19 protein-coding genes and 1 riboswitch are annotated in these 23,349 nt (G+C 65.6%); of the genes, 8 read left to right on the top strand and 11 right to left on the bottom strand.

Annotated elements, in window-relative coordinates; genetic code table 11:
- The first annotated feature begins 24 nt into the window (after window positions 1-24).
- Window positions 25-567, top strand: a complete 543-nt coding sequence (locus BLT40_RS08860; RefSeq protein WP_090352708.1) for a DUF4142 domain-containing protein — start codon at window positions 25-27, stop codon at window positions 565-567.
- 94 nt (window positions 568-661) lie between these two features.
- Here BLT40_RS08860 and BLT40_RS08865 read toward each other — a convergent pair whose 3' ends face one another.
- The 6 genes from BLT40_RS08865 to xylA are packed head-to-tail and all read right to left on the bottom strand — an operon-like array spanning window position 662 to window position 7,713.
- Window positions 662-1,045, bottom strand: a complete 384-nt coding sequence (locus tag BLT40_RS08865) for a TIGR03067 domain-containing protein (RefSeq protein WP_218124539.1) — start codon at window positions 1,043-1,045, stop codon at window positions 662-664.
- 2 nt (window positions 1,046-1,047) lie between these two features.
- Entirely contained in the window at window positions 1,048-2,193 is a 1,146-nt protein-coding gene (locus BLT40_RS08870) for a sugar ABC transporter permease (protein WP_090352709.1), read from the bottom strand.
- 40 nt (window positions 2,194-2,233) lie between these two features.
- Complete coding sequence (locus BLT40_RS08875; protein WP_090352710.1) at window positions 2,234-3,781, bottom strand: xylose ABC transporter ATP-binding protein; 1,548 nt, start codon at window positions 3,779-3,781, stop codon at window positions 2,234-2,236.
- A gap of 51 nt (window positions 3,782-3,832) precedes the next feature.
- Entirely contained in the window at window positions 3,833-4,846 is a 1,014-nt protein-coding gene (gene xylF / locus BLT40_RS08880; RefSeq protein ID WP_218124540.1) for a D-xylose ABC transporter substrate-binding protein, read from the bottom strand.
- A 52-nt stretch (window positions 4,847-4,898) separates the two neighbouring features.
- Window positions 4,899-6,380: a xylulokinase gene (gene xylB / locus BLT40_RS08885; RefSeq protein ID WP_343123897.1), complete on the bottom strand. Its 1,482-nt coding sequence runs from the start codon at window positions 6,378-6,380 to the stop codon at window positions 4,899-4,901.
- A gap of 16 nt (window positions 6,381-6,396) precedes the next feature.
- On the bottom strand, window positions 6,397-7,713 hold the full coding sequence (gene xylA, locus BLT40_RS08890) for a xylose isomerase (RefSeq protein WP_036110348.1): 1,317 nt from the start codon (window positions 7,711-7,713) through the stop codon (window positions 6,397-6,399).
- 153 nt (window positions 7,714-7,866) lie between these two features.
- Here xylA and BLT40_RS08895 point away from each other — a divergent pair, with 153 nt between their 5' ends.
- The 3 genes from BLT40_RS08895 to BLT40_RS08905 are packed head-to-tail and all read left to right on the top strand — an operon-like array spanning window position 7,867 to window position 12,029.
- A complete protein-coding gene (locus BLT40_RS08895; protein ID WP_079520462.1) occupies window positions 7,867-9,042 on the top strand; it encodes a XylR family transcriptional regulator in 1,176 nt (391 codons plus the stop codon).
- A gap of 27 nt (window positions 9,043-9,069) precedes the next feature.
- Window positions 9,070-10,113 carry an aldose epimerase family protein gene (locus BLT40_RS08900; protein ID WP_090352712.1) on the top strand — a complete coding sequence of 348 codons (1,044 nt, stop codon included), beginning with the start codon at window positions 9,070-9,072 and terminating at the stop codon, window positions 10,111-10,113.
- 35 nt (window positions 10,114-10,148) lie between these two features.
- On the top strand, window positions 10,149-12,029 hold the full coding sequence (locus BLT40_RS08905; protein ID WP_090352713.1) for an ATP-binding cassette domain-containing protein: 1,881 nt from the start codon (window positions 10,149-10,151) through the stop codon (window positions 12,027-12,029).
- Here BLT40_RS08905 and BLT40_RS08910 read toward each other — a convergent pair whose 3' ends face one another.
- Together BLT40_RS08910 and ppc are read right to left on the bottom strand one after the other, a co-directional pair.
- Window positions 12,030-14,009 (bottom strand): methyl-accepting chemotaxis protein, encoded by a 1,980-nt coding sequence (locus BLT40_RS08910; RefSeq protein ID WP_176809131.1) that lies wholly within the window; start codon window positions 14,007-14,009, stop codon window positions 12,030-12,032.
- 106 nt (window positions 14,010-14,115) lie between these two features.
- A complete protein-coding gene (ppc, locus tag BLT40_RS08915; RefSeq protein WP_090352715.1) occupies window positions 14,116-16,821 on the bottom strand; it encodes a phosphoenolpyruvate carboxylase in 2,706 nt (901 codons plus the stop codon).
- 95 nt (window positions 16,822-16,916) lie between these two features.
- Window positions 16,917-16,998, top strand: a riboswitch (S-adenosyl-L-homocysteine riboswitch).
- A 19-nt stretch (window positions 16,999-17,017) separates the two neighbouring features.
- Between ppc and ahcY the strand changes: the two genes are divergently transcribed.
- A complete protein-coding gene (gene ahcY / locus BLT40_RS08920) occupies window positions 17,018-18,448 on the top strand; it encodes an adenosylhomocysteinase (RefSeq protein WP_079520458.1) in 1,431 nt (476 codons plus the stop codon).
- A gap of 52 nt (window positions 18,449-18,500) precedes the next feature.
- Here the strand turns inward: ahcY and BLT40_RS08925 are convergent, their stop codons facing one another.
- Window positions 18,501-18,992, bottom strand: a complete 492-nt coding sequence (locus BLT40_RS08925) for a DUF4232 domain-containing protein (RefSeq protein WP_176809132.1) — start codon at window positions 18,990-18,992, stop codon at window positions 18,501-18,503.
- Between the two features lie 129 nt (window positions 18,993-19,121).
- Here BLT40_RS08925 and metF point away from each other — a divergent pair, with 129 nt between their 5' ends.
- Window positions 19,122-19,943, top strand: a complete 822-nt coding sequence (gene metF / locus BLT40_RS08930) for a methylenetetrahydrofolate reductase [NAD(P)H] (protein WP_090352717.1) — start codon at window positions 19,122-19,124, stop codon at window positions 19,941-19,943.
- Here metF and BLT40_RS08935 read toward each other — a convergent pair.
- A complete protein-coding gene (locus tag BLT40_RS08935) occupies window positions 19,940-20,725 on the bottom strand; it encodes an NYN domain-containing protein (RefSeq protein WP_090352718.1) in 786 nt (261 codons plus the stop codon). The two genes, metF and BLT40_RS08935, sit on opposite strands and share 4 nt — an antisense overlap.
- A 95-nt stretch (window positions 20,726-20,820) precedes the next feature.
- Here BLT40_RS08935 and BLT40_RS08940 point away from each other — a divergent pair, with 95 nt between their 5' ends.
- Window positions 20,821-21,858, top strand: coding sequence for a CDP-glycerol glycerophosphotransferase family protein (locus BLT40_RS08940; RefSeq protein WP_079520454.1), 1,038 nt, complete (start codon window positions 20,821-20,823; stop codon window positions 21,856-21,858).
- 3 nt (window positions 21,859-21,861) lie between these two features.
- Here BLT40_RS08940 and BLT40_RS08945 read toward each other — a convergent pair whose 3' ends face one another.
- Window positions 21,862-22,650, bottom strand: a complete 789-nt coding sequence (locus BLT40_RS08945) for a glycosyltransferase family 2 protein (protein ID WP_090352719.1) — start codon at window positions 22,648-22,650, stop codon at window positions 21,862-21,864.
- A gap of 132 nt (window positions 22,651-22,782) precedes the next feature.
- On the opposite strand from BLT40_RS08945, the gene BLT40_RS20265 reads away from it, so the two are divergent.
- Window positions 22,783-23,301 (top strand): DUF4124 domain-containing protein, encoded by a 519-nt coding sequence (locus tag BLT40_RS20265; RefSeq protein WP_079520453.1) that lies wholly within the window; start codon window positions 22,783-22,785, stop codon window positions 23,299-23,301.
- The last annotated feature ends 48 nt before the right edge of the window (window positions 23,302-23,349 follow it).

A 23,349-nucleotide genomic window follows, 5' to 3' on the forward strand; every position in this document is an offset into this window, starting at 1 on the left:
CGTTACCGTGCTACCGGAGAATCCATGATGTCACGCACCCTGCCCCGCCTCATCGCGACCGCGCTACTCGTGGCTGCCGTTCCTTTCGCCGCCCATGCGCAGGACGACACCAAGCAGACCGATTCCAAGGGCGGTACCCCGACCGATGCCGGCTTCGTCACCAATGCCAGCGGCGCAGGCCTGGCCGAAGTGGAGCTGGGCAAGATCGCCGTGACCAACGGCGGATCGGCCAAGGTGAAGTCGTTCGGCCAGCACATGGTCGACGACCACACCAAGTCGGGCGAGGAGCTGAAGAATCTTGCGAGCGGAGACCGCGGCTATGCCACCGCCGAGAGTCCGCCGCCCGCGAACCAGAAAGACATCGACGCGCTGAAGCGCCTCAATGGCGCGGCGTTCGACAAGGAATACGCGAAGGTCGCCGTCGCCGATCACGAAAAGGCCATCGCCATCTTCGAGGTCGAGGCCGAGAAGGGCTCGAACAAGGAACTGCAAGCCTTCGCGAAGAAGACCCTGCCGACGCTGAAGCAACATCTGAAGATGGCTCGGGCGCTGAACAGCGGGAAATAAGACCTGTAGGAGCGCGCCTCGCGCGCGATGCCCTTAACGCCTGACGCACGATGGTCAGCGCAAGAGCATCGCGCGCAGGCGCGCTCCTACATTTTTAGGGGCGATGCCGGACGAAGCCGCGCAACGTCAGCCCCGGGGACGTGACGAATGCCTTCGGCTGGGCCATACCTTCATCGGCCGCGATGAAGAGGAACTGGTCGTCGTCCAATACGTAGCTGGCGGGCAGGCGCTTACCCGCGTCGTCGCCCATGCTGTCGATCCAGGTGATCGACTTCGGCTGCGTGGTCGTATCGAGCACGAAGTGTCCGGCGAGCAGCACCTCGCCGCCTTCCCGACGCACCGAGAAGGTATCGCCCTCGATGAGGGTGATCGCGCCATGCCCGCCGTGGTCATCCGGCGGGTCGATGATGCCGTTATCTTCGAACCGAACCTGGCGCCACTGACCCTGGAGGGTGTCGAAATCGTCCATGATTTTCATGCTCAGCCGTTACGGTTCGAACCCGACAGCACGTCCACCCACACGGCGAGCACCAGGATCGCGCCCTTGATGATCATCTGCCAGGAGTTGTCGACATCCATCAGCTGCATGCCGCTGTCGAGGCTGGCCATGACGAGGGCGCCGATCAGCGCGCCGTAGACCGTGCCGGAACCGCCGCGCATCGACGTGCCGCCGATGAAACAGGCGGAAATGGCGTCCAGCTCGCCGCCGGTACCGGCGGAGGGCGAACCCGAACCGGTGCGGGCCACGGTGATGATGCCGGCGAAAGCGCACATCAGGCCCATCAGCGCGAACACGACCAGCTTGACCCGGGCGACGTTGACGCCCGAGAGGCGCGTCGCCTCCATGTTGCCGCCGACCGCGTAGATATGGCGACCGAACACGGTCTGGGTGGAGACGTAGGTGAATACGGCGAGCAGGCCGAGCAGGATCATCACCGGAATGGGGATGCCGTTGGCGTCGTTGAGCGTGCGCACGAAGCCGAAGATAACCGCGCCGATGGCGACCAGCTTGACCGCATCGACCCAGACCGCGCCCTGCTGCAGACCGAGCTTGCCCCGACGCATGCGCCGGCGGACGGTCAGCGCGACCATGGCAAGGAAGATGATGGCGCCGATCCAGCGCGACATCGCCACCGGGACGAAGCCCTGGCCGAGCTGGATGAGGTCATCCGGCGCCGGCGCGATGGTGGAGCTGCCGGTGATGTAAAGCACGATACCGCGGAAGGCCAGCATGCCGCCGAGACCGACGATGAACGACGGCACGCGCATCTTGGTGACCACGAAGCCGTTGAACGCACCGATAAGCAGGCCGAGCAGCAGCACGGCGCCGATGGACGTCCACGTGCCCCAGCCCTGGTTGACCGTGAGGATGGCGACCACGCCACCCAGCAGGCCGAGCTGCGAGCCGATCGACAGATCGATCTCGCCCGCGATGATGACGAACACCATGCCGCAGGCAAGCATGCCGGTGATGGCCATCTGCCGGAACAGGTTGGACAGGTTGCCGGGCGTGATGAAGGCCTGGTCGGTCTTTACGTGAAAAAACACCCAGATGAGCGCGACGGCGATGAGCAGCGCGAGGATCTTGTAGCGGACGAACAGTTGCTGGATTTGCTGGGCCTGCATGGAGGAGCTTCCGTGGTGGCGCGTGGATGGGTTCGAAGGATCAGGCCGCGTGTGCGGGCCCCTCGGCGGCGTGTGAAATCGCGGCGGCGAGCACCTGCTCCTGCGTCAGACCGACGTTCTTGAAGTCGCCGCGAAGCTTGCCCTCGCCGACGACGAGAACGCGATCGCTCACGCCGAGCACCTCGGGCATCTCCGAGGAGACCATGATGATGGCGACGCCCTTGGCGGCCAGTTCGAACATCAGCTTGTAGATGTCGTACTTGGAGCCGACGTCGACGCCGCGGGTCGGCTCGTCGAGGATAAGCACCTTGGGGCCGGGCAACAGCATTTTGGTCAGGACCGCCTTCTGCTGGTTGCCGCCGGACAATCCGACGATCGCCAGTTCGGGACTGGCCGTCTTGACGCGCAGCCGCTTGATCTCGGTGTCGACCACCTGCAGCTCGGCCTGACGGTCGATCTGCCCGGCGTGCGCATAATGCGCCAGCGTGGCGAGCGTGATGTTGTCGCCCACACCCAGCAGCGGCACGATACCCTGGCGTTTACGGTCTTCCGGCACCAGCGACAGACCGGCCTTGATCGCCTGCTCGGGCGAACGGATCTTGATCGACTTGCCCTCGAGCACCAGCTCGGCCTCGTAGCGGCCGGGGTAGGCGCCGAAGATCGCCGAGACCAGTTCGGTACGACCCGCGCCGACGAGCCCGGCGATACCGACGATCTCGCCGCGACGCACTTCGAACGAGATGTCGTCGACGCGCTTGCGGTTCGGGTTGGCCACGTCCCAGCAGGTGACGTGCTTCGCCTCGAAGATCACCTCGCCGATGTCGTGGTCCATCTTCGGGAACAGGTTTTCGATCTCGCGCCCGACCATCGCGGTGATGATCGTGTGCGTGGTCATCTCGCTCATCGGCTTCGTGACGATGTGCTTGCCGTCGCGGATGACCGTGACCGTGTCGCACACGCGTGCCACTTCGTCGAGCTTGTGAGAGATGTAAACGCAGGCCACACCGTCGCGCTTGAGGTCCTCGATGATCGACAACAGCGTGTCGGTCTCGGAGGAGGTCAGCGACGACGAGGGCTCGTCGAGGATCAGCAGGCGCGCGTTTTTCGCCAGCGCCTTGGCAATCTCGAACAACTGCTGGTAGCCGCCGCCGTAGTTCATGACAGGGGCCGCTACGTTGACGTCCTTGAGCTTGAGCCGGGCGAGCAGCGCCTCGGCCTTCGCATACATGGCGTCGTAATCCATCACACCGCCGAATTTACGGATCTCGTTGCCGAGAAAGATGTTCTCGGCGACGGAGAGCTGCGGTACCAGCATCAGCTCCTGGTGGATGATCACTATGCCGGCCGCTTCGCTGTCACGCACCGACTGCGCCCGCAGCGGCTTGCCGTCAAAGAGGATCTCGCCTTCCCACGTGCCATAGGGGTACACGCCGGAGAGGACTTTCATCAGGGTCGACTTGCCTGCGCCGTTCTCTCCGCACAGGCCCACGCATTCACCGGGCCGCACGGCCAGGTCGATGCCATTGAGCGCACGTACGCCGGAGAATTCCTTGACGATCTGGCGCATCTCGAACAGGTATTCGCTCACGGTCTTCCTCACTCAAGGTGGCGCCCCGCACGAAGCGGGGCGCCCCCGATCTTACTGACCCACCTGGGCCTGGGTATAGAAGCCGTCCTTGACCACGAGATCGACGTTCTGCTTGGTCAGCAGGGTCGGGGTCAGCAGGATGGTGTTGATGTCGCCCTTGCCGTTGTTCATCTTGGAGGTGAAGTTCGGCGCCTTGCCCTGGGCGAGGTCGACCGCAAGGTTGGCGGCATCCGTGGCGATGGTCTTGATCGGCTTGTAGACCGTCATGGTCTGCGTACCGGCCTTGATCCGCTTGATCGCGGCGAGATCGGCGTCCTGACCCGACACGGCGACCTTGCCGGCGAGCTTCTGGCCGTTCAGCGCGGCGATGGCGCCACCCGCGGTGCCGTCATTGGAAGCGACGATGCCCTGGATGTTGTTCTTGTTGGCGGTCAGCGCGTTTTCGATGATCGACTGCGCGTTGGAGGCCAGCCACTCGTTGGTCCACTGCTGACCGACGATCTTGATGTCGCCCTTGTCGACCAGCGGCTTGAGCACCTTCATCTGGCCTTCGCGGAGGATCTTGGCGTTGTTGTCGGTGGGCGCGCCGCCGAGCAGGAAGTAGTTGCCCTTGGGTGCGGCGTTGACCACGCCCTGGGCCTGCATCTGACCGACCTTGTCGTTGTCGAACGAGATGTAGGCGTCGACGTCGGCGTTGAGGATCAGGCGATCATAGGAGATGACCTTGATGCCGGCCTTCTTCGCTTCGGCCACGACGGTCGTCAGGGTCTTGGCGTTGAACGGCACGATGACGATGACGTCGACCTTGCGCGAGATCAGGTTCTCGATCTGCTGGATCTGCTTCTGCTCGTTGGCATCGGCGGACTGCACCGAGACCGTGGCGCCCTTGGCTTCAGCGGCAGCCTTGAAATAATCGCGGTCCTTGGTCCAGCGCTCGACGCGCAGGTCGTCGATGGAGAAGCCGATGACCGGCTTTTCCTTGCTGGCGTGCGCCTGCGGCGCCGCGAAAATACTGGCGCCGACCATCGATACGGCGAGCAACGTGTATAGGGCGTTGTGCTTCATGCTCATCTCCATGCTTCTGGGTTCACCCTCTTCAGGGCGGAAATTCGTCGCCTCAGGCGGCGTCGGAATACAGCGGCTTCAAACGCTCGTACGAGCGGCGGAACAGAGGGTGACGTGTTTGAAGAAAATATGCATGACGCGCTGCATCGGGCTCGCGGACGGCGGTAACCTCCGGCATCGGGCAGGCCTCATCCAGCGTGGCTTGCGGGTCCACCGCCAGGCGTGCGAGACGGGCCGCGCCGAGCGCCGGGCCGACTTCGCCACCGGCGCGCAACACCAGCTTCTTGCCCAGAATGTCGGCCAGCATCTGAGTCCAGTAGGCACTACGCGAGCCGCCGCCGATGACCGTGATCTCGTCGGCCACCAGGCCGGTCGACTCGACCGCCAGCAAGCCGTCGAGCAGACCCAGGCCGACACCCTCGAGCGTGGCGTTGGCGAGATCCGCGCGCAGCGTGCCCGGACCCAGGTTGGTGAATGAGCCGCGTGCATGAGCATCGTTGTGCGGCGTGCGCTCACCCGTGAGGTAAGGCAGGAACACCGGGCCGTCGGGTTTCAGGCCGGCGGCTTCGGCTTCCGCCAGCAGTGCCGGGACATCCTTGAAGCCCGTGAGGCGGGCGGTGAAGTCCAGGCAGCTGGCCGCGTTGAGCATCACCGACATCAGGTGCCAGGTGTCCGGCAAGGCATGGCAGAAGCTGTGCACGGCCTGCTCGGGGCTGGCACGGAAACCATCGGACACCGCGAAGTACACGCCCGAGGTGCCCAGCGAGAGCATCGCCTGACCGCTGCGGACGATACCCACGCCGACGGCACCCGCCGCGTTGTCGCCACCACCGGCGGCGACGGGCACGGTATCCATGCCCCATCGATCCGCCAGCTCCCGGCTCAGCCGACCCGCCGGCTGGCTGCCTTCGAAGACCTCGGGCATGTGCGAACGATCCAGGCCGGTCGCGGCGAGCATCGCATCGCTCCACTGACGCTTCTCGACGTCGAGCCAGAGCGTGCCGGCCGCGTCGGAGGCATCGGTCATGTACTCACCGGTGAGCTTCAGCCGCAGATAGTCCTTGGGCAGCAGCACCCTGGCGACCTGCGCGAAGATCTCGGGCTCGTGCTTGCGGACCCAGGCGAGCTTGGGCGCCGTGAAGCCCGGAAAAGCGACGTTGCCGGTGATCGAGCGGAAGCCCGGCACCTTTTCCAGTTCGGCACCCTCGATATCGGACCGGGTGTCGTTCCAGAGAATCGCGGGCCGCAGGATATTGTCTGACTTATCGAGAAGGGTCGCGCCGTGCATCTGGCCCGAGAGACCGATGGCCGCCACACGGCGGGCATCGGCACCCTTGAGGACATCCGTGACCGCCGCCTCGGTGGCCGCCCACCAGGCCGCGGGATCCTGCTCGGACCAGCGCGGCCTGGGATGGGACACCTCGAGCGGGCTGGACGCACTGGCCCGCACGGCCCCCGTGTCGTCGATCAGCACCGCCTTCACCGACGAGGTGCCGAGGTCGATACCGAGGTACATGCGTGCCTGTGCTTCCATCAAAACGAACTCCCTATCAGCCGTAGATATAACGGTTGACGATATTTTCGAGCAATTCCTGGCCGCCGGAGACGTGCTTCGGGTGGATGTCGCGTGCGATCGCCTCGTCCGACAGGGAAGCGAGCGTGAAACCACCGTTGAGGATCTTCGCACCCAGCTCGGCATCCCAGCCAGCGTAGCGCTTCGCCTTGAAGTCGGCGAGGGCGTCGCGCTCGATCAGTTTCGCCGCACGCTCGAGGCTCAGCGCCAGCGCGTCGATACCACCGATGTGACCGTGGAAGAGATCCTCCGCCGCGCTGCTCTGGCGACGCACCTTGGTGTCGAAGTTGTAACCGCCCGTGGTGAAGCCGCCGGCCTTGAGGATCTCATAGGTCACCAGGGTGAGCTCTTCGACACTGTTCGGGAACTGGTCGGTGTCCCAGCCGTTCTGCGGATCGCCGCGGTTGGCGTCGATCGAGCCGAACAGACCCAGCGCGATGGAGGTGGCGACCTCGTGCTGGAACGAATGGCCGGCCAGCGTGGCGTGGTTCGCTTCGAGGTTGGTCTTGACCTCGTTCTCCAGACCGAAGTCCTTGAGGAAGCCGTACACCGTGGCGCTGTCGTAGTCGTACTGGTGCTTGGTGGGCTCCTGCGGCTTCGGCTCGATCAGGATCGTGCCCTTGAAGCCGAGCTTGTGCTTGTGTTCGACGACCATCTGGAAGAACCGGCCCAGCTGCGCGCGCTCGCGCTTGAGGTCGGTGTTGAGCAGGGTCTCGTAGCCTTCGCGGCCGCCCCACAGCACGTAGTTCTCACCGCCGAGGCGATGCGTGGCTTCCATGGCGTGACGGACCTGCGTCGCGGCGTAGGCGAACACTTCCGGCTGCGGATTGGTCGCGGCACCGGCGGCGTAGCGCGGGTTGCTGAACACGTTGGCCGTGCCCCAGAGCAGCTTCACGCCGGTTTCGGCCTGCTTCTTCTCGAGCACGTCGACCATCGCGGCGAAGTTGTTCCGGTATTCGGCGAGGTTCGCGCCTTCCGGTGCCACGTCGGTGTCGTGGAACGTGTAGAACGGCGTGCCGAGGCGGGAAAAGAAGTCGAAGGCGGCGTCGGCTTTCTCACGCGCCTTCTCCAGCGGGTCGCCCGCGGTCTGCCAGGGACGCTCGAACGTGCCGGCACCGAAGACATCCGAGCCCGGCCACACGAAGGTGTGCCAGTAGCAGACGGCGAGGCGCAGGTGCTCGGCCATGCTCTTGCCAAGGATCTGCTTCTTCGCATCGTAGTGATGGAAGGCGAGCGGATTGTCCGACTGCGGACCTTCGTAGGCGATCTTCGGAATGTGCGAAAAGTACGACATAACAAATCCTTGACAAACAGGGGGGCGAATTCCGTCGATGCTGACGATCCGGGGGCATACCGCGCAATTGCGATTTCAGTCGCCACCCCGGTACTTTTCTTTGCCGCGGTGCGTCATGGCCGGGAGCGCGGATTCCTGCTAGTTTTCGCCGCCATGGCACCGCACCGCATCGCCCTGCTTTTCAATGCCAACAAGGTGTATGACCGTCAGGTCATCGCCGGGATTGGGCATTACCTCAACAGCACGCGGGTAGAGTGGGACCTCTTCATGGAAGAGGACTTCCGCAGCCGGATGCGCGACATCCACGACTTCCAGGGCGACGGCGTCATCGCCGACTTCGACGACCCCGACGCCCCGGATGCGTTGCGCGACCTGCACATCCCCGTGGTCGCCGTCGGCGGCTCCTACCACGACGCTTCCGCCTATCCGGCGGGCGTTCCCTATATCGCCACCGACAATGCGCGCCTCGTGCGGCTGGCCTATGACCACCTGATCGAGCAGGGCCTCACGCGCTTCGCCTTCTACGGCATCCCCCCGAGCCCGGGCAGCCGCTGGGCGCAGGAGCGCGAACACGCCTTCGAGGCCATCGTTCGCGAGGAATCCATCGACGGCGTCGTCTACGAAGGCTCCCCCACCAGTGCGGGTGGCTGGGGCCACGCGGTGGAGGAACTGATCACGTGGCTGGCCGAGCTGCCCAAGCCCATCGGCATCATCGCCGTGACTGACGCCCGTGCGCGCCAGCTCCTGCAGGCCTGCGTCATGGGTGGCTTCGCGGTACCGGAGCAGATCGCGATCGTCGGTATCGACAACGACCCGATGGCCCAGCTGCTGACGCGCATCCCGCTGACGTCGGTGATTCAGGGTGCCGAGGAGATGGGGCGCACCGCGGCGCACCTGCTGCACCAGATGCTGCGGGGCGTGGATTGCTCGAGCTCGCGCATCCTCGTGCCACCGGTGGGCATCAACGTGCAGGTCTCGAGCCGCTTCCAGCCGATGCGCAGCCCGCACGTCATGCGCGCCAGCCACTATATCCGTCAGTACGGCTGCCTCGGCATCAAGACCGAACAGGTCGCCGACTACGTGGGCGTATCGCGGACCGTGCTCGAGGAACATTTCAAGCGCGAGCTCAAGCAGACCGTCCATCAGGTGATCCTTAAGCACAAGCTCGACACGGCCTGCGACCTCATCGCCAACTCCGACGTGCCGCTCGCGGACATCGCGCTGCGTTGCGGCTTCACGTCGCTGCAATACATGTATGCGGTATTCCGTCGTGAGTACGACTGCACGCCGCGCCAGTACCTCGACCTCCATCGCAAGACGACGACCTGATCGCCGTCCGCAGGGAACGCTCTACCCATGCCCGTATCGAATACCACCGCCTGGGGACAGCTCCCCGACGGCCGCCCGCTCCACCGCTGGACCCTGCGCAACGCCCGCGACGCGCAGATCGACATCACCGACCTCGGCGGCACCCTGCTCTCGTGGCAGGCGCCGGACCGGCAGGGACGCGTCGGCGACATTCTGCTCGGTCACGCCGACGCGCAGCAGTACCTCGCCTCCACGGCGTATATGGGCGCCATCGTCGGACGCTGGGCCAACCGCATACGCGGGGGACGCTTCAGCGTCGACGGCATCGACTACCGGGTGGACCGCAATGACGGCGGCAACCACCTGCACGGCGGCCACGACGGTTTTCACCTGCAGCGCTGGGACGTCGAACCGGACGGCGACGCCTTGCTGCTACGCCTCGTCTCACCCGAGGGGGATGGCGGCTTTCCGGGCGAAGTGCGGGTGACCCTGCGCGTGCAGCTGGAGGACGACGGCAGCCTCGACCTCCGCTATGAGGCGGAAAGCGATGCCCCCACGCCGCTCAGCCTCACGGCGCACCCGTACTTCAACCTCAACGACCGCCGCCCGGATATCCGCGACCACGTCATCCGTATCGACGCGGATGAGTTTCTGGCCATCGACGCGGGCGCGATCCCGGTCGGCCGCCAGCATGTCGCCGGTACGGCCTTCGACTTCCGCGAACCGGCGCCGATCGGATCGCGGCTGCATTGGCCGGACCCCCAGCTACAGCTGGTGGGAGGCTTCGATCACTGCTACATCCCGCATGGGCCCGTGGGCGAGGCGGCCCGCGTCGTCGCCGTGGTCAGCGAGCCGTCCAGCGGACGCCGCCTCACGGTGAGGACCGACCGGCCGGGGCTGCAGTTCTACAGCGGCCAGAAACTGGCCGGTCAGCCGGGCCGTCACGGGGACGCCTACGGCCCGTTTGCCGGCTTCGCGCTCGAGGCCCAGGCCTTTCCGGACCAGGTCAACGGCAGCGAGGCCGAGGGCGCGATCCTCCGGCCCGGCGTCACCTGGCGCCAGCACACCCGGTACACCGTCGATACGGACTGAAGGGCAGCGCTGGCTCCCGCCGGGTACAATGGGGGATGTCTCTTATCCAACTCCTCAATGTCGACTACAGCGTCGGCGGCCCGCTCCTGCTCGAACAGGTGAATCTCTCCCTCGACGCCGGCGAACGCGTCTGCGTCGTCGGGCGCAACGGCGCGGGCAAGTCCACCCTGCTCAAGCTCATCGCCGGCGAGATCCACGCCGAAGACGGTGAGATCCGCCTGCAGGGCGGTACGCGCATCGCGCGCCTGACGCAGGAAGTCCCGCAGGACACCACCGGCAGCGTGTTCGACGTGGTGGCCGACGGCCTTGGGGAACTGGGTCATCTGCTCGCGCGCTATCACCATCTGCTCGAAGAGGGCGACATGGATGCCCTCGGCGACGTGCAGACGCAGATCGAGGCCCACAACGCCTGGGATCTGGACTCGCGCGTCCAGCAGGTGATCGAGCGCCTCGAGCTTCCCGCGGGCACCGACTTCGCCGACCTCTCCGGCGGCATGAAGCGTCGCGTGCTTCTGGGCCAGGCCCTGGTTCGCGACCCGAACCTCCTCCTGCTCGACGAGCCGACCAACCACCTCGATATCGAGGCGATCGCGTGGCTCGAAGGTTTCCTCAAGAGCTTCACCGGCAGCATCGTCTTCATCACCCATGACCGCAGCTTCTTGCGCGCGCTGGCGACCCGCATCGTCGAGATCGACCGCGGCAGCGTCACCAGCTGGCCGGGCGACTACGACAACTACCTGCGCCGCCGCGAAGAGCGCCTGCACGCCGAAGCCCAGGCCACCGCGCACTTCGACCGCAAGCTGGCCCAGGAAGAAGTCTGGATTCGGCAGGGCATCAAGGCACGCCGCACGCGTAACGAAGGGCGCGTTCGCGCCCTGAAGGCACTGCGTCGCGAACGTGGCGAACGTCGCGAGCAGACCGGCACCGCGAAGATCACGCTGGGCAATGCGCAGTCGTCCGGGCGCAAGGTGGTCGACGTCAAGCACGTCACCCACGGCTACGGCGGGCGCACGCTGCTGAAAGACCTTTCCACCACGATCATGCGCGGTGACCGTGTCGGCATCATGGGCCCCAACGGCGCGGGCAAATCCACGCTGCTGAAGATCCTGCTGGGCGAACTCAAGCCGCAGACGGGCGAATCCACGCTCGGCACCAGCCTGCAGATCGCCTACTTCGACCAGCACCGCTCCACGCTGGACGACAGCATGAACGCGCTGGACAACGTGGCCGAAGGCCGTGAATACATCGAGCTCAACGGGCAGCGGAAGCACATCATCGGCTACCTGCAGGACTTCCTGTTCTCGCCGGAGCGTGCACGCGCGCCGATCACCCGCCTGTCCGGCGGCGAGCGCAACCGCCTGCTGCTGGCCAAGCTGTTCGCGCAGCCGTCCAACCTGCTGGTGATGGATGAACCGACCAACGACCTCGATGTCGAGACGCTGGAACTGCTCGAAGAACTGCTCAACGAATACACCGGCACCCTGCTGCTCGTGTCTCACGATCGTGACTTCATCGACAACGTCGTGACCAGCACGCTCGTGCTTGAAGGCGACGGCGACGTCGGCGAGTACATCGGCGGTTACAGCGACTGGCTGCGACAGAAGCCCGCGATCGAGGCGGCGAAGGCCGCCAACGCCGCCAGCGCGAAGCCAGCGGCACCCGCCGCGGCACCGGCAGCCGCTCCCGTCGCCGCACCGAAGAAAAAGCTGTCCTTCAAGGAACAGCGCGAGCTGGACCTGCTGCCGGCGAAGCTCGAAGAACTCGAGACGGAGATCGCGAAGCGCACCGAGGCGATGAACGACCCGAAGTACTACCAGCAGGATGCGGCCGCGATCACGCGGGCGAACGACGAACTGGCGAAGGTGCAGGCCGAGCTGGATGCGGCCTTCGCGCGCTGGGAAGAACTCGAAGGCTGATCAGAGCTGGAATACCTCGACCACGCGTGACAGTTCCGCGGCCTGATCTTCGAGGCTCCTGGCCGCGGCCGCGGCCTCCTCGACCAGCGCCGAATTCTGCTGGGTCGACTCATCCATGCGGGACACCGCATGGTTGATCCGGCCGATCTGCTCCGACTGGTCGCTGGACGCGCGACTGACCTGGCCCATGAGATCGGCCACATCGCGGATGCGGCCGATCACGACCTGCATGTTGCGGCCAGCGTCGGTGACCAGACCGTGACCGGCGTCCACCTGGGCGACCGATTCATTGATCAGTGCTTCGATTTCCTTCGCCGCACTGGAACTGCGCTGCGAGAGGCTACGGACTTCTTCGGCCACCACGGCGAATCCCTTGCCCTGCTCCCCTGCGCGAGCCGCTTCCACCGCCGCGTTCAGCGCCAGAATATTGGTCTGAAAGGCAATGCCATTGATGATGCCGATGACATCGACGATGCGCTGCGCCGACGCCTGGATGCCGTTCATCGCCTCCACCGCCTCTTGCATCGAGCCCGCCTCCTGCTGCACGGCGACGCTGGCATCCCCAGCCAGGGTGCTGGCCCGCTCGGAGTGAGCCGCGTTATCGCGCACGGTACGGGTGAGCAGGTCCAGACTGGACGCCGTCAGCTGCAGCTCGTGGGCTTGTGTTTCGGTACGTGACGACAGATCCGCATTGCCCGCCGCGATCTCGGACGTGCTCCCCGTCATGCTGGCGGCAGCCTTGCGCACCGATCGGGCGATATCGCCCAGTCCATCGCCGATACCGTCGATCGACCGCATCAGCTGACCGATCTCGTCGGCACGGGTCGAGCCGATACGCGCGGTGAGATCGCCCTCGGCCAGCCTGCGCGCCGCGTTGACCGCTTCAGCAAGCGGACGCGTGATCCGCGAGCGGATCGCCACGAACAGCACGATGCACAGGGCGACGACCAGCACGATGCTCGCACCGATCGCGACCATGGTCAGGTGACGCACCGGGCCGTACAGCTCATCGAGGTCGATCGTGCCAGCGACCAGCCAGCTCCAGGCGGCATTGGTCGCGTAGATCGACAACCGGTCGACCACGCGACCCTGCGCGTCGATCCGGTAGCGCATCTCGCCCTCCCGCGCGTTGAGCATGCGGCCAAAGACCGGCTTGCCTTCGACGTCCATGACCTTCAGCGCGGCACCCGGCGCCCTCGCGGCGGCGTCCGTCGCCGTCGGGTCGACGATGAGCGTGCCGTAGCGCTTTCCGGGGGCCGCGTCGATGACGGCAAAGTGGCCCGTCTCACCGATGCGGATCGAGGCGATCTCCTGGGCGAGGCGCGCCATCTCGGCACTGATCTCCACGCCGACGAAATAGACGCCGATCACCTTGCCGCTCTCGTCCGGGATCGGCTCGTAGCGGGTGATATACGGCCGGTCGAACAGCACGGCGGGCCCACCATACGACTTGCCGGCGAGCAGCAGCGGAAAGGCCGGATGCGCGTGATCCAGCGACGTGCCCACGGCACGCGATCCGTCGTCTTTCTTCAGCGAGGTGGTCACGCGGACGAAATCCTGCCCGTCGCGCACGAACAGCGTGGCGACCACATGGGCGCCGGACGAGAACTGGTCGATGAGCGTGACATCGTCGTTCAGCACTTTGCCGCCGTGCATGAGCGCCGGCACGGATCTCCCGGCCATCGTCACCCGGTGCGCGTCGTCCACCGTAAACCGCGCCGGAAAATAGCTCTGGAAGACCGCCAGAAAGCGATCGGACTCCGCGACCAGCGCGCCGCTGAACGTGTTTACCGTCGCGATGATCGACCGGTTGCCACGAGCGAGTTCCTCGCGCGCCCGCGATTCGAGTTGTCTCGACACCATGCTGGTGATGACGAGGGTGAGTGCCGCGACCCCCAGGGCCACGATGCCGACGACCTGCAATGTCAGGCGTGCACCCACGCTCATGCCGCGCGGAGCGCGGCCCTTGTTCTCATTCATAAGGTGCCCTGCCCCGGAATTGGTCAGCGACACCCCACGGATGCCGCTCGCACCCGTTTTCGGCAAGTTATTTCGAGACTTTAATCTCAATCCCGGAGATCTGGCCTCAACCGGTGTTCTGCAGACCCTGCGACACGCCGTTGACGCAGGCCACGAGTGCGTTGAGCAACGCATCGTCCTTGCCTTCGGTGGCACGCCAGCGACGCAGCAGATCGACCTGCAGAAGGCTCATCGGATCCACGTACGGGTTGCGCAGACGGATCGAGGTCGCCAGACGGGGATCGCCGGCCAGCAACTCCGAGGCGCCCTTGAGCTTCAGCACCCAGGCCACGGTCCGCTCGAACTCGGCGCGGATCATGGGGAAGAACCGTTCGTGGAGCGGCCCGGCCAGCTGCGAGAACGCTTCGGCGATGTCGATGTCGGCCTTGGCCAGCACCATCTCGACGTCATCCAGCATGGTCGAGAAAAACGGCCACTCGCGGGCCATATGGACCAGCGCCTCTTCGCCGCACTCCTTCGCCACCACATCGAGCGCGCCACCGAGGCCATACCAGCCGGTGAGCACCGCACGGCACTGCGTCCACGAAAAGACCCAGGGAATGGCGCGCAGATCCTCCACGCCCTTCATGCTGCGACGACGCGCCGGACGCGACCCGAGCGTCATGCGCTCGATGACGTCGATGGGCGTGGCACCGCGGAAGTAATCGACGAAGCCCTCCGTGTCCACGAAGGCGCGGTACGCCTTACGGCTCTCGTCCGACAGACGGGCCATGACGTCCTTCCACCCGGCCTCGCGCGCTTCGGTCTCACGCGGCCGCAGCGAGGCACGCATGACCGCACCGAGCGTCTGCTCGAGATTGCGCACCGCGAGCGCGCGAATGCCGTACTTGCGGTGGATGACCTCGCCCTGCTCGGTAACGCGCAACACGCCACCGACCGAGCCGCGAGGGGACGCCATCAGAGCGGGCGTGATGCGCGACCCACCCCGGCTGGCCGAACCGCCACGACCGTGGAAAAACCCGATCCGGATACCCGCCCTCGCGGCGACGTCGAGCAGTTCGACCTGCGCACGCTGCAGGCTCCACTTGGAGGCGACCGTACCGCCGTCCTTGCCGCTGTCGGAGTAACCGAGCATCACCCACTGGCGATCGCCGCGTGCCTTCAGATGGGCACGATAGACGGGATCGTCCAGCAGTGCCTGCAACGTGGTCGCGCCACCGGCGAGGTCGTCGATGGTCTCGAACAGGGGTGCGACGTCGAGCGGCACGCGACCGTCTTCGAGCAGGCCACCACGGCGTGCCAGCGCGAGTACGGCAAGTACGTCCGCCGCGGTTTCGGCCATGCTGATGATGTACAGGCCGGTCGCTTCGGTACCGTAGCGCGTGCGCGAATCGGCCAGCGTCGCAAACACGTCACGCAGCATGCCCGCGGCTTCATGGTCCTCGCCGGCGACGAAGCTGCGCTCACCCGCCGCGTACGGACGCAGGGCTTTCACCCGCGCATCGGTATCGCGACCCGACCAGTCCGCATCGTCGAGCAGAGCCGACAGGGCTTCGTCATGCACGCGCGCGTCCTGGCGCACATCCAGACGCGCGAGATGGAAACCGAACGTCCGCGCACGCCAGAGCAGGCGGCCGACGGCATACGCACCCGCGTGCCTGCCGTCGTGCTGAACCAGGCTCTTTTCGATCAGCGCGATATCGTCGATGAAGGCGTCCGCATCGGGGTACGACTGCGCCTGTTCGTGCAGCGTCGCTTCGAGTCGCGCCGCGACGAAGGCGAGAAAGGTGCGATACGGCATATCCGCGTGGCGCGGACGGATCCTCGCCGCGGCCTCGGGCAGGTCCTCGCGATATGTCTCCAGACGACGCACCAGCGTATCGTCGAGCGTCACGCGATCGTCGGTCTGGCTGAGCAGGCGACCGAGCGCCGCCACGTCCTCCAGATAGCGCTCGAGGACCAGCGCGCGCTGCGCGGACAGCGTCGCGGCGATGGTCTCGGCGTTGACGTTGGGATTGCCGTCCATGTCGCCGCCTACCCAGGTGGCGAAGCGAAGCACGCGTGGAAGGGTCACACCTTCGCCGTAGGTCTCGTCGATCGCCTGCTGGAGCGATTCGTACAGGGCCGGCAGCACGCGGTATATCGGCCGCGCGATGTAGAAGCCGACATGATCGAACTCGTCCTGCACGCTGGGGCGGACCGGCGACGCTTCCGCCGTCTGCCAGCCCGACGACAACGCCATCAGGATGCGCGCATCGTCATCGCGTCGTTCCTGCGGGGTACGCGTGGGATCGAACTCGTCGACCAGCGCACGGACGATCTCCTGCTCCTTCTCGAGCAGCGAACGGCGCACCGCTTCCGTCGGGTGGGCGGTGAATACCGGCTCGACATCGAGACGGTCCAGCAAGGCACGCAGTTCGTCGCGGCTCACGCCATCCTCTTTCAGGCGGGCCAGCACGGCGGCAAGCGATTCGGGCTGGGGCGCACCGCCCTCGCGCTGATAGTCGCGGCGGCGACGGATACGGTGCACGCGCTCGGCGGTATTGACCGCCTGGAAGTAGGTGGCGAAGGCACGCGCCAGGGATTCGGCGTCGGCCGGGTCGAGGCCCGTCAGCGGGTCGGCCAGAGCATCTACCGCGGCGCCGCTGCGGCGGCGGTGGATCGCGGTGGTGCGCACGTGCTCGACGCGGTCGAAGAAGGGCTGGCCGCCCTGCTCCGCCAGCATCTGACCGACGAGGGCGCCCAGTCGGCGCACGTCCTCGCGGAGGGGGTCGTCATGGGGCAGGAATTCCGGATCGCGCGCAGCTTCCATCGGAGTCTCACGTGGGGTCGAAACCCTGAGAGTACCTAAAAAGATGTGTTCATCCCTGCATTCGGATTCCGCGATATAATCGGGAAACCGTTTTGCCCGCCGAGGGGCGCTGCGACCATGGGTCCGACCCATAGGCCAGGCTCGGCGCGGCGTCCCACCAAACGGCGCCCCCGTGAAACTTCCGGAGCTACGCCAGATGAACGCCGTTACCAAGATCAACGATGCCGACGACTTCAAGGTCCGCGATATCTCGCAGGCCGCCCTCGGCCGCCGTCGCATCCGCATGGCCGAAGAGGAAATGCCGGGCCTGATGCAGATCCGCGCCCGCTACGCCAGCGAGAAGCCGCTCAAGGGCGTCCGCCTTTCGGGCTCGCTGCATGTCACCAAGGAAACCGCCGTCCTCGCCGAGACCCTGCGCGAACTCGGCGCCTCGGTGCGCTGGGCCTCCTGCAACATCTTCTCGACCCAGGACGACGTCGCCGCGGCCCTTGCCGACGGTGGCATGCCGGTGTTCGCCTGGAAGGGCGAGTCGCTGGAAGAGTACTGGGAGTGCACTCTCGACATGCTGACCCACCCGGGTGAGCTCGGCCCGCAGCTCATCGTCGACGACGGTGGCGACGCCACGCTCTTCATCCACAAGGGCGTCGAGCTCGAAGACGGCAGCGACTGGGTCAACACCCCGAGCGGCAACCACGAAGAGCAGGTCATCAAGGACCTGGTCAAGAAGACCGCCGCCGCGCGTCCGGGCTGGTTCAAGAAGGTCGCCGCCGAATGGCGCGGTGTCTCCGAAGAGACCACCACCGGCGTGCATCGCCTGTACCAGCTGGCCGAAGCCGGCAAGCTGCTGGTCCCGGCCATCAACGTCAACGACTCGGTCACCAAGAGCAAGTTCGACAACCTCTACGGTTGCCGCGAGTCGCTGGCCGATGGCATCAAGCGCGCCACCGACCTGATGGTCGCCGGCAAGGTCGCGGTCGTCTGCGGCTACGGTGACGTGGGCAAGGGCTGCGCGCACTCGCTGAAGGGCTTCGGCGCTCGCGTCATCGTGACCGAAATCGATCCGATCAACGCCCTCCAGGCCGCGATGGAAGGTTTTCAGGTCACCACGATCGAAGACACCCTCGGCCTTGGCGACATCTATGTCACCACCACGGGCAACAAGGACATCATCACGCTCGAGCACATGGCGGCGATGAAGAACAACGCCCTGGTCTGCAACATCGGCCACTTCGACAACGAGATCCAGATGGATCGCCTGAACGGCGCGAAGGACGTCACCCGCGAGACGATCAAGCCGCAGGTCGACCGCTACACCTTCGCCAAGGGCAACAGCATCTACATGCTGGCCGAAGGCCGCCTGGTCAACCTCGGTTGCGCCCACGGCCATCCGAGCTTCGTCATGTCGAACAGCTTCTCCAATCAGACGCTGGCGCAGATCGACCTGTGGAAGAACAAGGACACCTACGAGAAGACGGTGTATCGCCTGCCCAAGAAGCTCGACGAGGAAGTCGCCCGCCTGCACCTTGCGCAGATCGGTGTGAAGCTGACCGTGCTGACTCAGGACCAGGCCGATTACATCGGTGTGCCGGTCGAAGGTCCGTACAAGCCGGATCACTACCGCTACTGATCGGCTGCGTTATCGCAAACGACGAAGGCGCCCCGCGAGGGGCGCCTTTTTTTTATTTCGTCAGCGACAGGGGCGGCTGCTCGACCGCCGCCGGCGCATCGCCCGGCGCACAGATGCGACCACTCGCCGGACCCTCCACGAGCGCCTTCGCACCGTAGCGCACGCGCACCCGGGCGATCGACACACAGCGGCTGTCGTCGTAGACCTCGCCACTGACCCAACGCAACGGCGTCGAGGCTTCCGCGCCGGGCGCCAGGCGTACCGGCAGCACCACCGGACCGGGATGCATCCCAGCCGGCGCCTTACGCTCCGTGGCGAGGGTCTTCCCGTCGGCGTCCAGGAAGATCACCGTCGGCAGTCCCGGCAGCAGGCAGTCGGAGGAGCCCGTATTGCGCACGATCAGACGGGTGCCGCCGTGCGACATGCCGTCGAAGTTGCCGTTCTCGCCGTCCGTTCTCAGCGCCAGCGTTTCCGCGCGGCAGGGGGATGCAGGGACGGTTGCGGGAGCGGCGGCGAGGGCGGTCATCGCGAGCAATGCGAGCATGGTTTGCCTCCTTGGGGGAGGCTCCGTTGTAGGAGGAAACGCTTGAACGCGGCTGCAACGGCGATTTAGCCATCTTTCCATCTGGATGGAAAGATATATACTCGGAACACCTTTCAGGGATCCGCGTCCATGCCGGCCATCAGCTTCGAGTTTTTCCCGCCCAAGACCGACGAACAGCGCGAGCAGCTCGACGCCGCGGTCACCCGTCTCAAGGGACGCGGGCCGGACTACGTGTCCGTGACGTTCGGCGCGGGCGGCTCGACGCTCAGCTACACCGACGACACGGTGAAGCGGCTGCGTGCGGATCACGGGCTCTCGGTGGCCCCTCACCTCTCCTGCATGGGCGGGACGAAGGCGGAAATCGGCGCGCTGCTGGATACGTACAAGGCATCAGGCTGCCGTCGCATCGTTGCGCTGCGCGGCGACCTGCCCTCAGGCATGGCGACGCCCGGCGACTTTCGCTACGCGGCGGAACTGGTCGGCTTCATCCGCGAACACAGCGGCGATCATTTCCACATCGAAGTCGCCGCCTACCCCGAAACCCATCCCCAGGCCGAGAACGCCCTGGCCGACCTTCGCCATTTCAAGACCAAGGTGGACGCAGGCGCGGACGGCGCCATCACGCAGTACTTCTTCAATGCCGACGCGTACTTTCGTTTCGTCGACGACGTGACCCGCCTCGGCGTCAAGGTGCCGGTCGTTCCGGGCATCATGCCGATCGCGAACTTCAGCCAGCTGCGTCGGTTCTCGGAGCAGTGCGGCGCGGAGATTCCCCGCTGGATCGTCAAGCGCATGCAGGCGCATGGCGACGATGCCGCCGCGGTGCGCGAGCTCGGCGCCGATGTGGTCGCGGAGCTTTGCCGTCGACTGCTCGAAGGCGGCGCGCCGGGTTTGCACTTCTACACGATCAACCGCGCGCGCGCGACGACGTCGGTACTCGATCGCCTTTAAGTCGTCGCCTGCGCCGCCGGACTCGAATACCACCGTGAGGGACAGCGAATTTCGCTGCCGCCGGGCAGTCGGATGGCGCTCGGAAACTGTGACCTGAGCAAATGCACTGAACGAATGGGGCGGACAAAATCCGCATGCATCTGCAGATCTTTTGCAGGTCCGCCCGCCACCGGACACAAGATGCCGACGACCTTTCCCAGCGAACGCACCAGGCGCAGGGCTTCCGCCAGATCGGAGTCATTCGACAGTACGACAGCACAGTCGTACTCATCGTTCCAGGCATCGTGCAACATGTGCACCGCGAGATTAACGTCCGAGCCTTTCTCTTCGCGCGTCCAGATTCTGACGTGAGTTGACTCGCCGTTGTCCGAAGGTTCGACCAACCTGGCGCGTTTTTGTCTTTGCCGAAACGTTCCGTAATGCACGTGCACGCCGCGGGCGAGCAAGGCTCGCAGATATACGTCTTGCCGGCTTGGCTGATCGGGGTCGGTTTCGGTGCCCGTTACGCGGGCCGTAAAGTAATGAATCATCGTAACGTCGTTCTCGTTGCGAAGGCAGGCACGCGCCAACGCGAATAAATCGAGCCACTTCACATTTGCCTTGCCCTCAAGCAGGCGATGGAACAGGTTAAACCCGTCCACGTAGATCGCAGTCCGCAATTTCCATTCCTTAGAAAAGGCAACGCCACCTCGATGGGTGGCGTGCGACCCGGCGACCGAGACCGACGGGGGGGTGCCGAAATGGTGCGCGAAGCCGAACGCAGAGTCAATGCACCGCGACATGTAGGATTTCGCCCACGGAACGCCTGGCTCATCACTTAGCGCTGTCTTCTATACTCGTCATCCGCCAAAACGCCGACCCCTCCAGGAGCCCAGACATGCGCGCATGCGTCATGTTCGCCACCGAAACCTATGCCTTGCCGATCCTGAGGCCACTGGCTGCGGCGGCGGTGGCGCGTGGCGTCCAGGTTCGCTGGCTGGTGACCGACGCGGTGGCGCAGCGACTGACCGTCGATGAGCAGCGCCTGCGCAACATGGCCGACATACGCGCCTTTTCGCCGGATGCGACATTCTGCGCGGCGAACTGGGCGCCCCCCGGTGTCCCCGGTCTCAAGGTCCAGGTATTCCACGGTTTCAACGCCAACAAGCGTGAGCCCGACCGCGGGCATTTCGCCATTCGTGGGTTTTTCGACCTGTATACGACGCAAGGCCCGGCGACCACGCTTCCGTTCGAAGCGCTCGCCAGAGAACACGGCCATTTCGCAGTGGTCGAAACCGGCTGGCCCAAACTCGATCCCTTGTTCGCCGGGAACGTGGCCGATCCGATCGAGCGCGACGCACGGCCACTCATCATGTTCGCTTCGACGTTCAGCCACCGACTGAGCTGCGCACCGGCGATGCTCGACACGCTGCGCACACTCATCGCGCGTAACGACCGCCAGTGGTTGCTGACGCTTCACCCCAAGTCGGATCCCGGGCTGATCCGTGCCTACCAGGCGCTCGAGGCCTCCAATGCGCGCTTCATGGACTCGGAACGCCTGGTCGATATGGAGCGCGCCGCCGACATGCTCGTGTGCGACACGTCGTCGGTGATCCACGAATTCGCGGTACAGAACAAACCCGTCGTCACCATCGCCAACCGTCGGCCCGAGCCTTTCATGCTTGACGTTGCCACCCCCGACGACGTGGACGCGGCCATCGATCTCGCGCTTTCGAAGCCGCCGACACTGATGGCGGCGATCCAGGCCCATGGTGACGACATCCATCCCTACCGCGATGGCCGCTCCAGCGAACGCGTGCTCGACGCGACGGATGCGATGATCGCCGCCGGCAAGGCGAAACTGCACCGCAAGCCGCTCAATCTGGTCAGACGTTACAAGGCGTGGCGCGACCGTGCGTCGCTGTTCCCGGCCTGATCCTCAGGGCTTGAAACCTTTCTGCAGCAGATACTGCTTGAGATATTTGCGGCGCACGTACTCGACACGAAGCAGCGCGTAGACAAGACCGCGCCACCCGTCGAGAAAGCCGCCGCGGAAGACGTAGCCTTTGAGGAAACGGAACATCGGACTCAACACGATCTGCGCGAGCCCGGTGCGCTTGTTTTTCGCGAAGGCTTCTTCCGCCATCAGGTGCGCGTAGCGTTCCTGCTTGGCAAGCATCGCCGACAGCGAGCGGTATGGATCGTGATCCAGCCAACCGTCGATGGCGCGCGTCTCGCCCCTGACGACGACGGATTCGTGAATCTCCCGCGCGCCGTGCCAGCCGGCCTTACGGCGGTCGAAAAGGCGCACGACACGATCCGAGCCCGCATTGCCGTACTTCATCACCTTGCCGAGGAAGCGGTTGCGGCGAACGATGCGAAAGGCGGCCGTATCGCCGAAGCCCTCGGCAAAACGTTTCTCCATGGCCGCACGCAGGCCAGGGTCGACGCACTCGTCGGCATCCAGGCACAGGACCCATTCGTGCCGGGCGGCAGCGACGGCAAAGTCCTTCTGCGTGCGAAACCCGTCGAAGGGGCGATGAATCACCCGGGCCCCCGCGGACTCCGCGAGGGCCACCGTGTCGTCGGTCGAGCCGCCATCCACCACGACCAGATCGTCGCAGAACGACGCCGAGGTCAGGCAGGCGACGATGCGATCGGCTTCATTCTGCGCGATGACGCAGACGGAAATCGGCAGACGCGTGGCGTCGGGGGAGCGCTGGGCCATGGACTCGGTGGGGGGCTTGAGAAGCGCCTACTCTACCAAACCGGGGCGGCGGCTCCCGATAGCGTGCTCGCCGTCACCCTCCGTGGAGTCGCCGTCACCGATGATGGCGCACCCCGACCATGCGTGCCTGCCGTGATCCGCGCCCTCCTTCTGCTGGCCCTGCTTCCGATCGCCCTCCCCGCTTCGGCGCAGACGGAGATTCACCGTTGCGTCGGCGCCGACGGGCGTCCCGCGTTCAGTGACCAGCCCTGCGCGAGCATCGGCGCGACATCCGTGCTGCCGCCTGCCAATGCCCCTGCCTTCGCCTCGACCGCGGGCGATTCGGCGGCCGGCCCGTCCGGCCCGTCGGCCGGGCTGCTCTGCGCGAAAAACCTGGCGGACCTGCGCCAGGGGATAAGTCAGGCGTTTGCGACCCGCAATGCCAACCGCATCGGCGGCCTGATTCTCTGGAATGGTTCGAGCCAGGGCGCCGTCGATGGCATCCGCGGGATCGAGTCGCTCATCCGGCAACCGCTGGTCGCACTCGAGGGCAACGAAGCCAGCGGCATCGACGCCGTGACCTCATCGCCCGGGGCCCACGCATCCACCCGCCGGGCACATTTCGACGTGGTGCGCGACGCGGGTTGCCTGTGGCTGCGGCCACCCGCCTGAGCCCTCCGGGCGCGTACTGACGCAACGCGCCATGTGACCAGGGCCGCC

Source organism: Dyella sp. 333MFSha (assembly GCF_900102405.1).
GTDB lineage: Bacteria > Pseudomonadota > Gammaproteobacteria > Xanthomonadales > Rhodanobacteraceae > Luteibacter > Luteibacter mycovicinus.

Bases quoted from the DNA above. Each gene is read 5' to 3' on its own strand.
- BLT40_RS08860 (WP_090352708.1), top strand. From the start codon at position 25: ATGATGTCACGCACCCTGCCCCGCCTCATCGCGACCGCGCTACTCGTG.
- BLT40_RS08865 (WP_218124539.1), bottom strand. From the start codon at position 1,045: ATGAAAATCATGGACGATTTCGACACCCTCCAGGGTCAGTGGCGCCAG.
- BLT40_RS08870 (WP_090352709.1), bottom strand. From the start codon at position 2,193: ATGCAGGCCCAGCAAATCCAGCAACTGTTCGTCCGCTACAAGATCCTC.
- xylF (WP_218124540.1), bottom strand. From the start codon at position 4,846: ATGAAGCACAACGCCCTATACACGTTGCTCGCCGTATCGATGGTCGGC.
- xylB (WP_343123897.1), bottom strand. From the start codon at position 6,380: ATGGAAGCACAGGCACGCATGTACCTCGGTATCGACCTCGGCACCTCG.
- xylA (WP_036110348.1), bottom strand. From the start codon at position 7,713: ATGTCGTACTTTTCGCACATTCCGAAGATCGCCTACGAAGGTCCGCAG.
- BLT40_RS08895 (WP_079520462.1), top strand. From the start codon at position 7,867: ATGGCACCGCACCGCATCGCCCTGCTTTTCAATGCCAACAAGGTGTAT.
- BLT40_RS08900 (WP_090352712.1), top strand. From the start codon at position 9,070: ATGCCCGTATCGAATACCACCGCCTGGGGACAGCTCCCCGACGGCCGC.
- BLT40_RS08905 (WP_090352713.1), top strand. From the start codon at position 10,149: ATGTCTCTTATCCAACTCCTCAATGTCGACTACAGCGTCGGCGGCCCG.
- BLT40_RS08910 (WP_176809131.1), bottom strand. From the start codon at position 14,009: ATGAATGAGAACAAGGGCCGCGCTCCGCGCGGCATGAGCGTGGGTGCA.
- ppc (WP_090352715.1), bottom strand. From the start codon at position 16,821: ATGGAAGCTGCGCGCGATCCGGAATTCCTGCCCCATGACGACCCCCTC.
- ahcY (WP_079520458.1), top strand. From the start codon at position 17,018: ATGAACGCCGTTACCAAGATCAACGATGCCGACGACTTCAAGGTCCGC.
- BLT40_RS08925 (WP_176809132.1), bottom strand. From the start codon at position 18,992: ATGCTCGCATTGCTCGCGATGACCGCCCTCGCCGCCGCTCCCGCAACC.
- metF (WP_090352717.1), top strand. From the start codon at position 19,122: ATGCCGGCCATCAGCTTCGAGTTTTTCCCGCCCAAGACCGACGAACAG.
- BLT40_RS08935 (WP_090352718.1), bottom strand. From the start codon at position 20,725: ATGTCGCGGTGCATTGACTCTGCGTTCGGCTTCGCGCACCATTTCGGC.
- BLT40_RS08940 (WP_079520454.1), top strand. From the start codon at position 20,821: ATGCGCGCATGCGTCATGTTCGCCACCGAAACCTATGCCTTGCCGATC.
- BLT40_RS08945 (WP_090352719.1), bottom strand. From the start codon at position 22,650: ATGGCCCAGCGCTCCCCCGACGCCACGCGTCTGCCGATTTCCGTCTGC.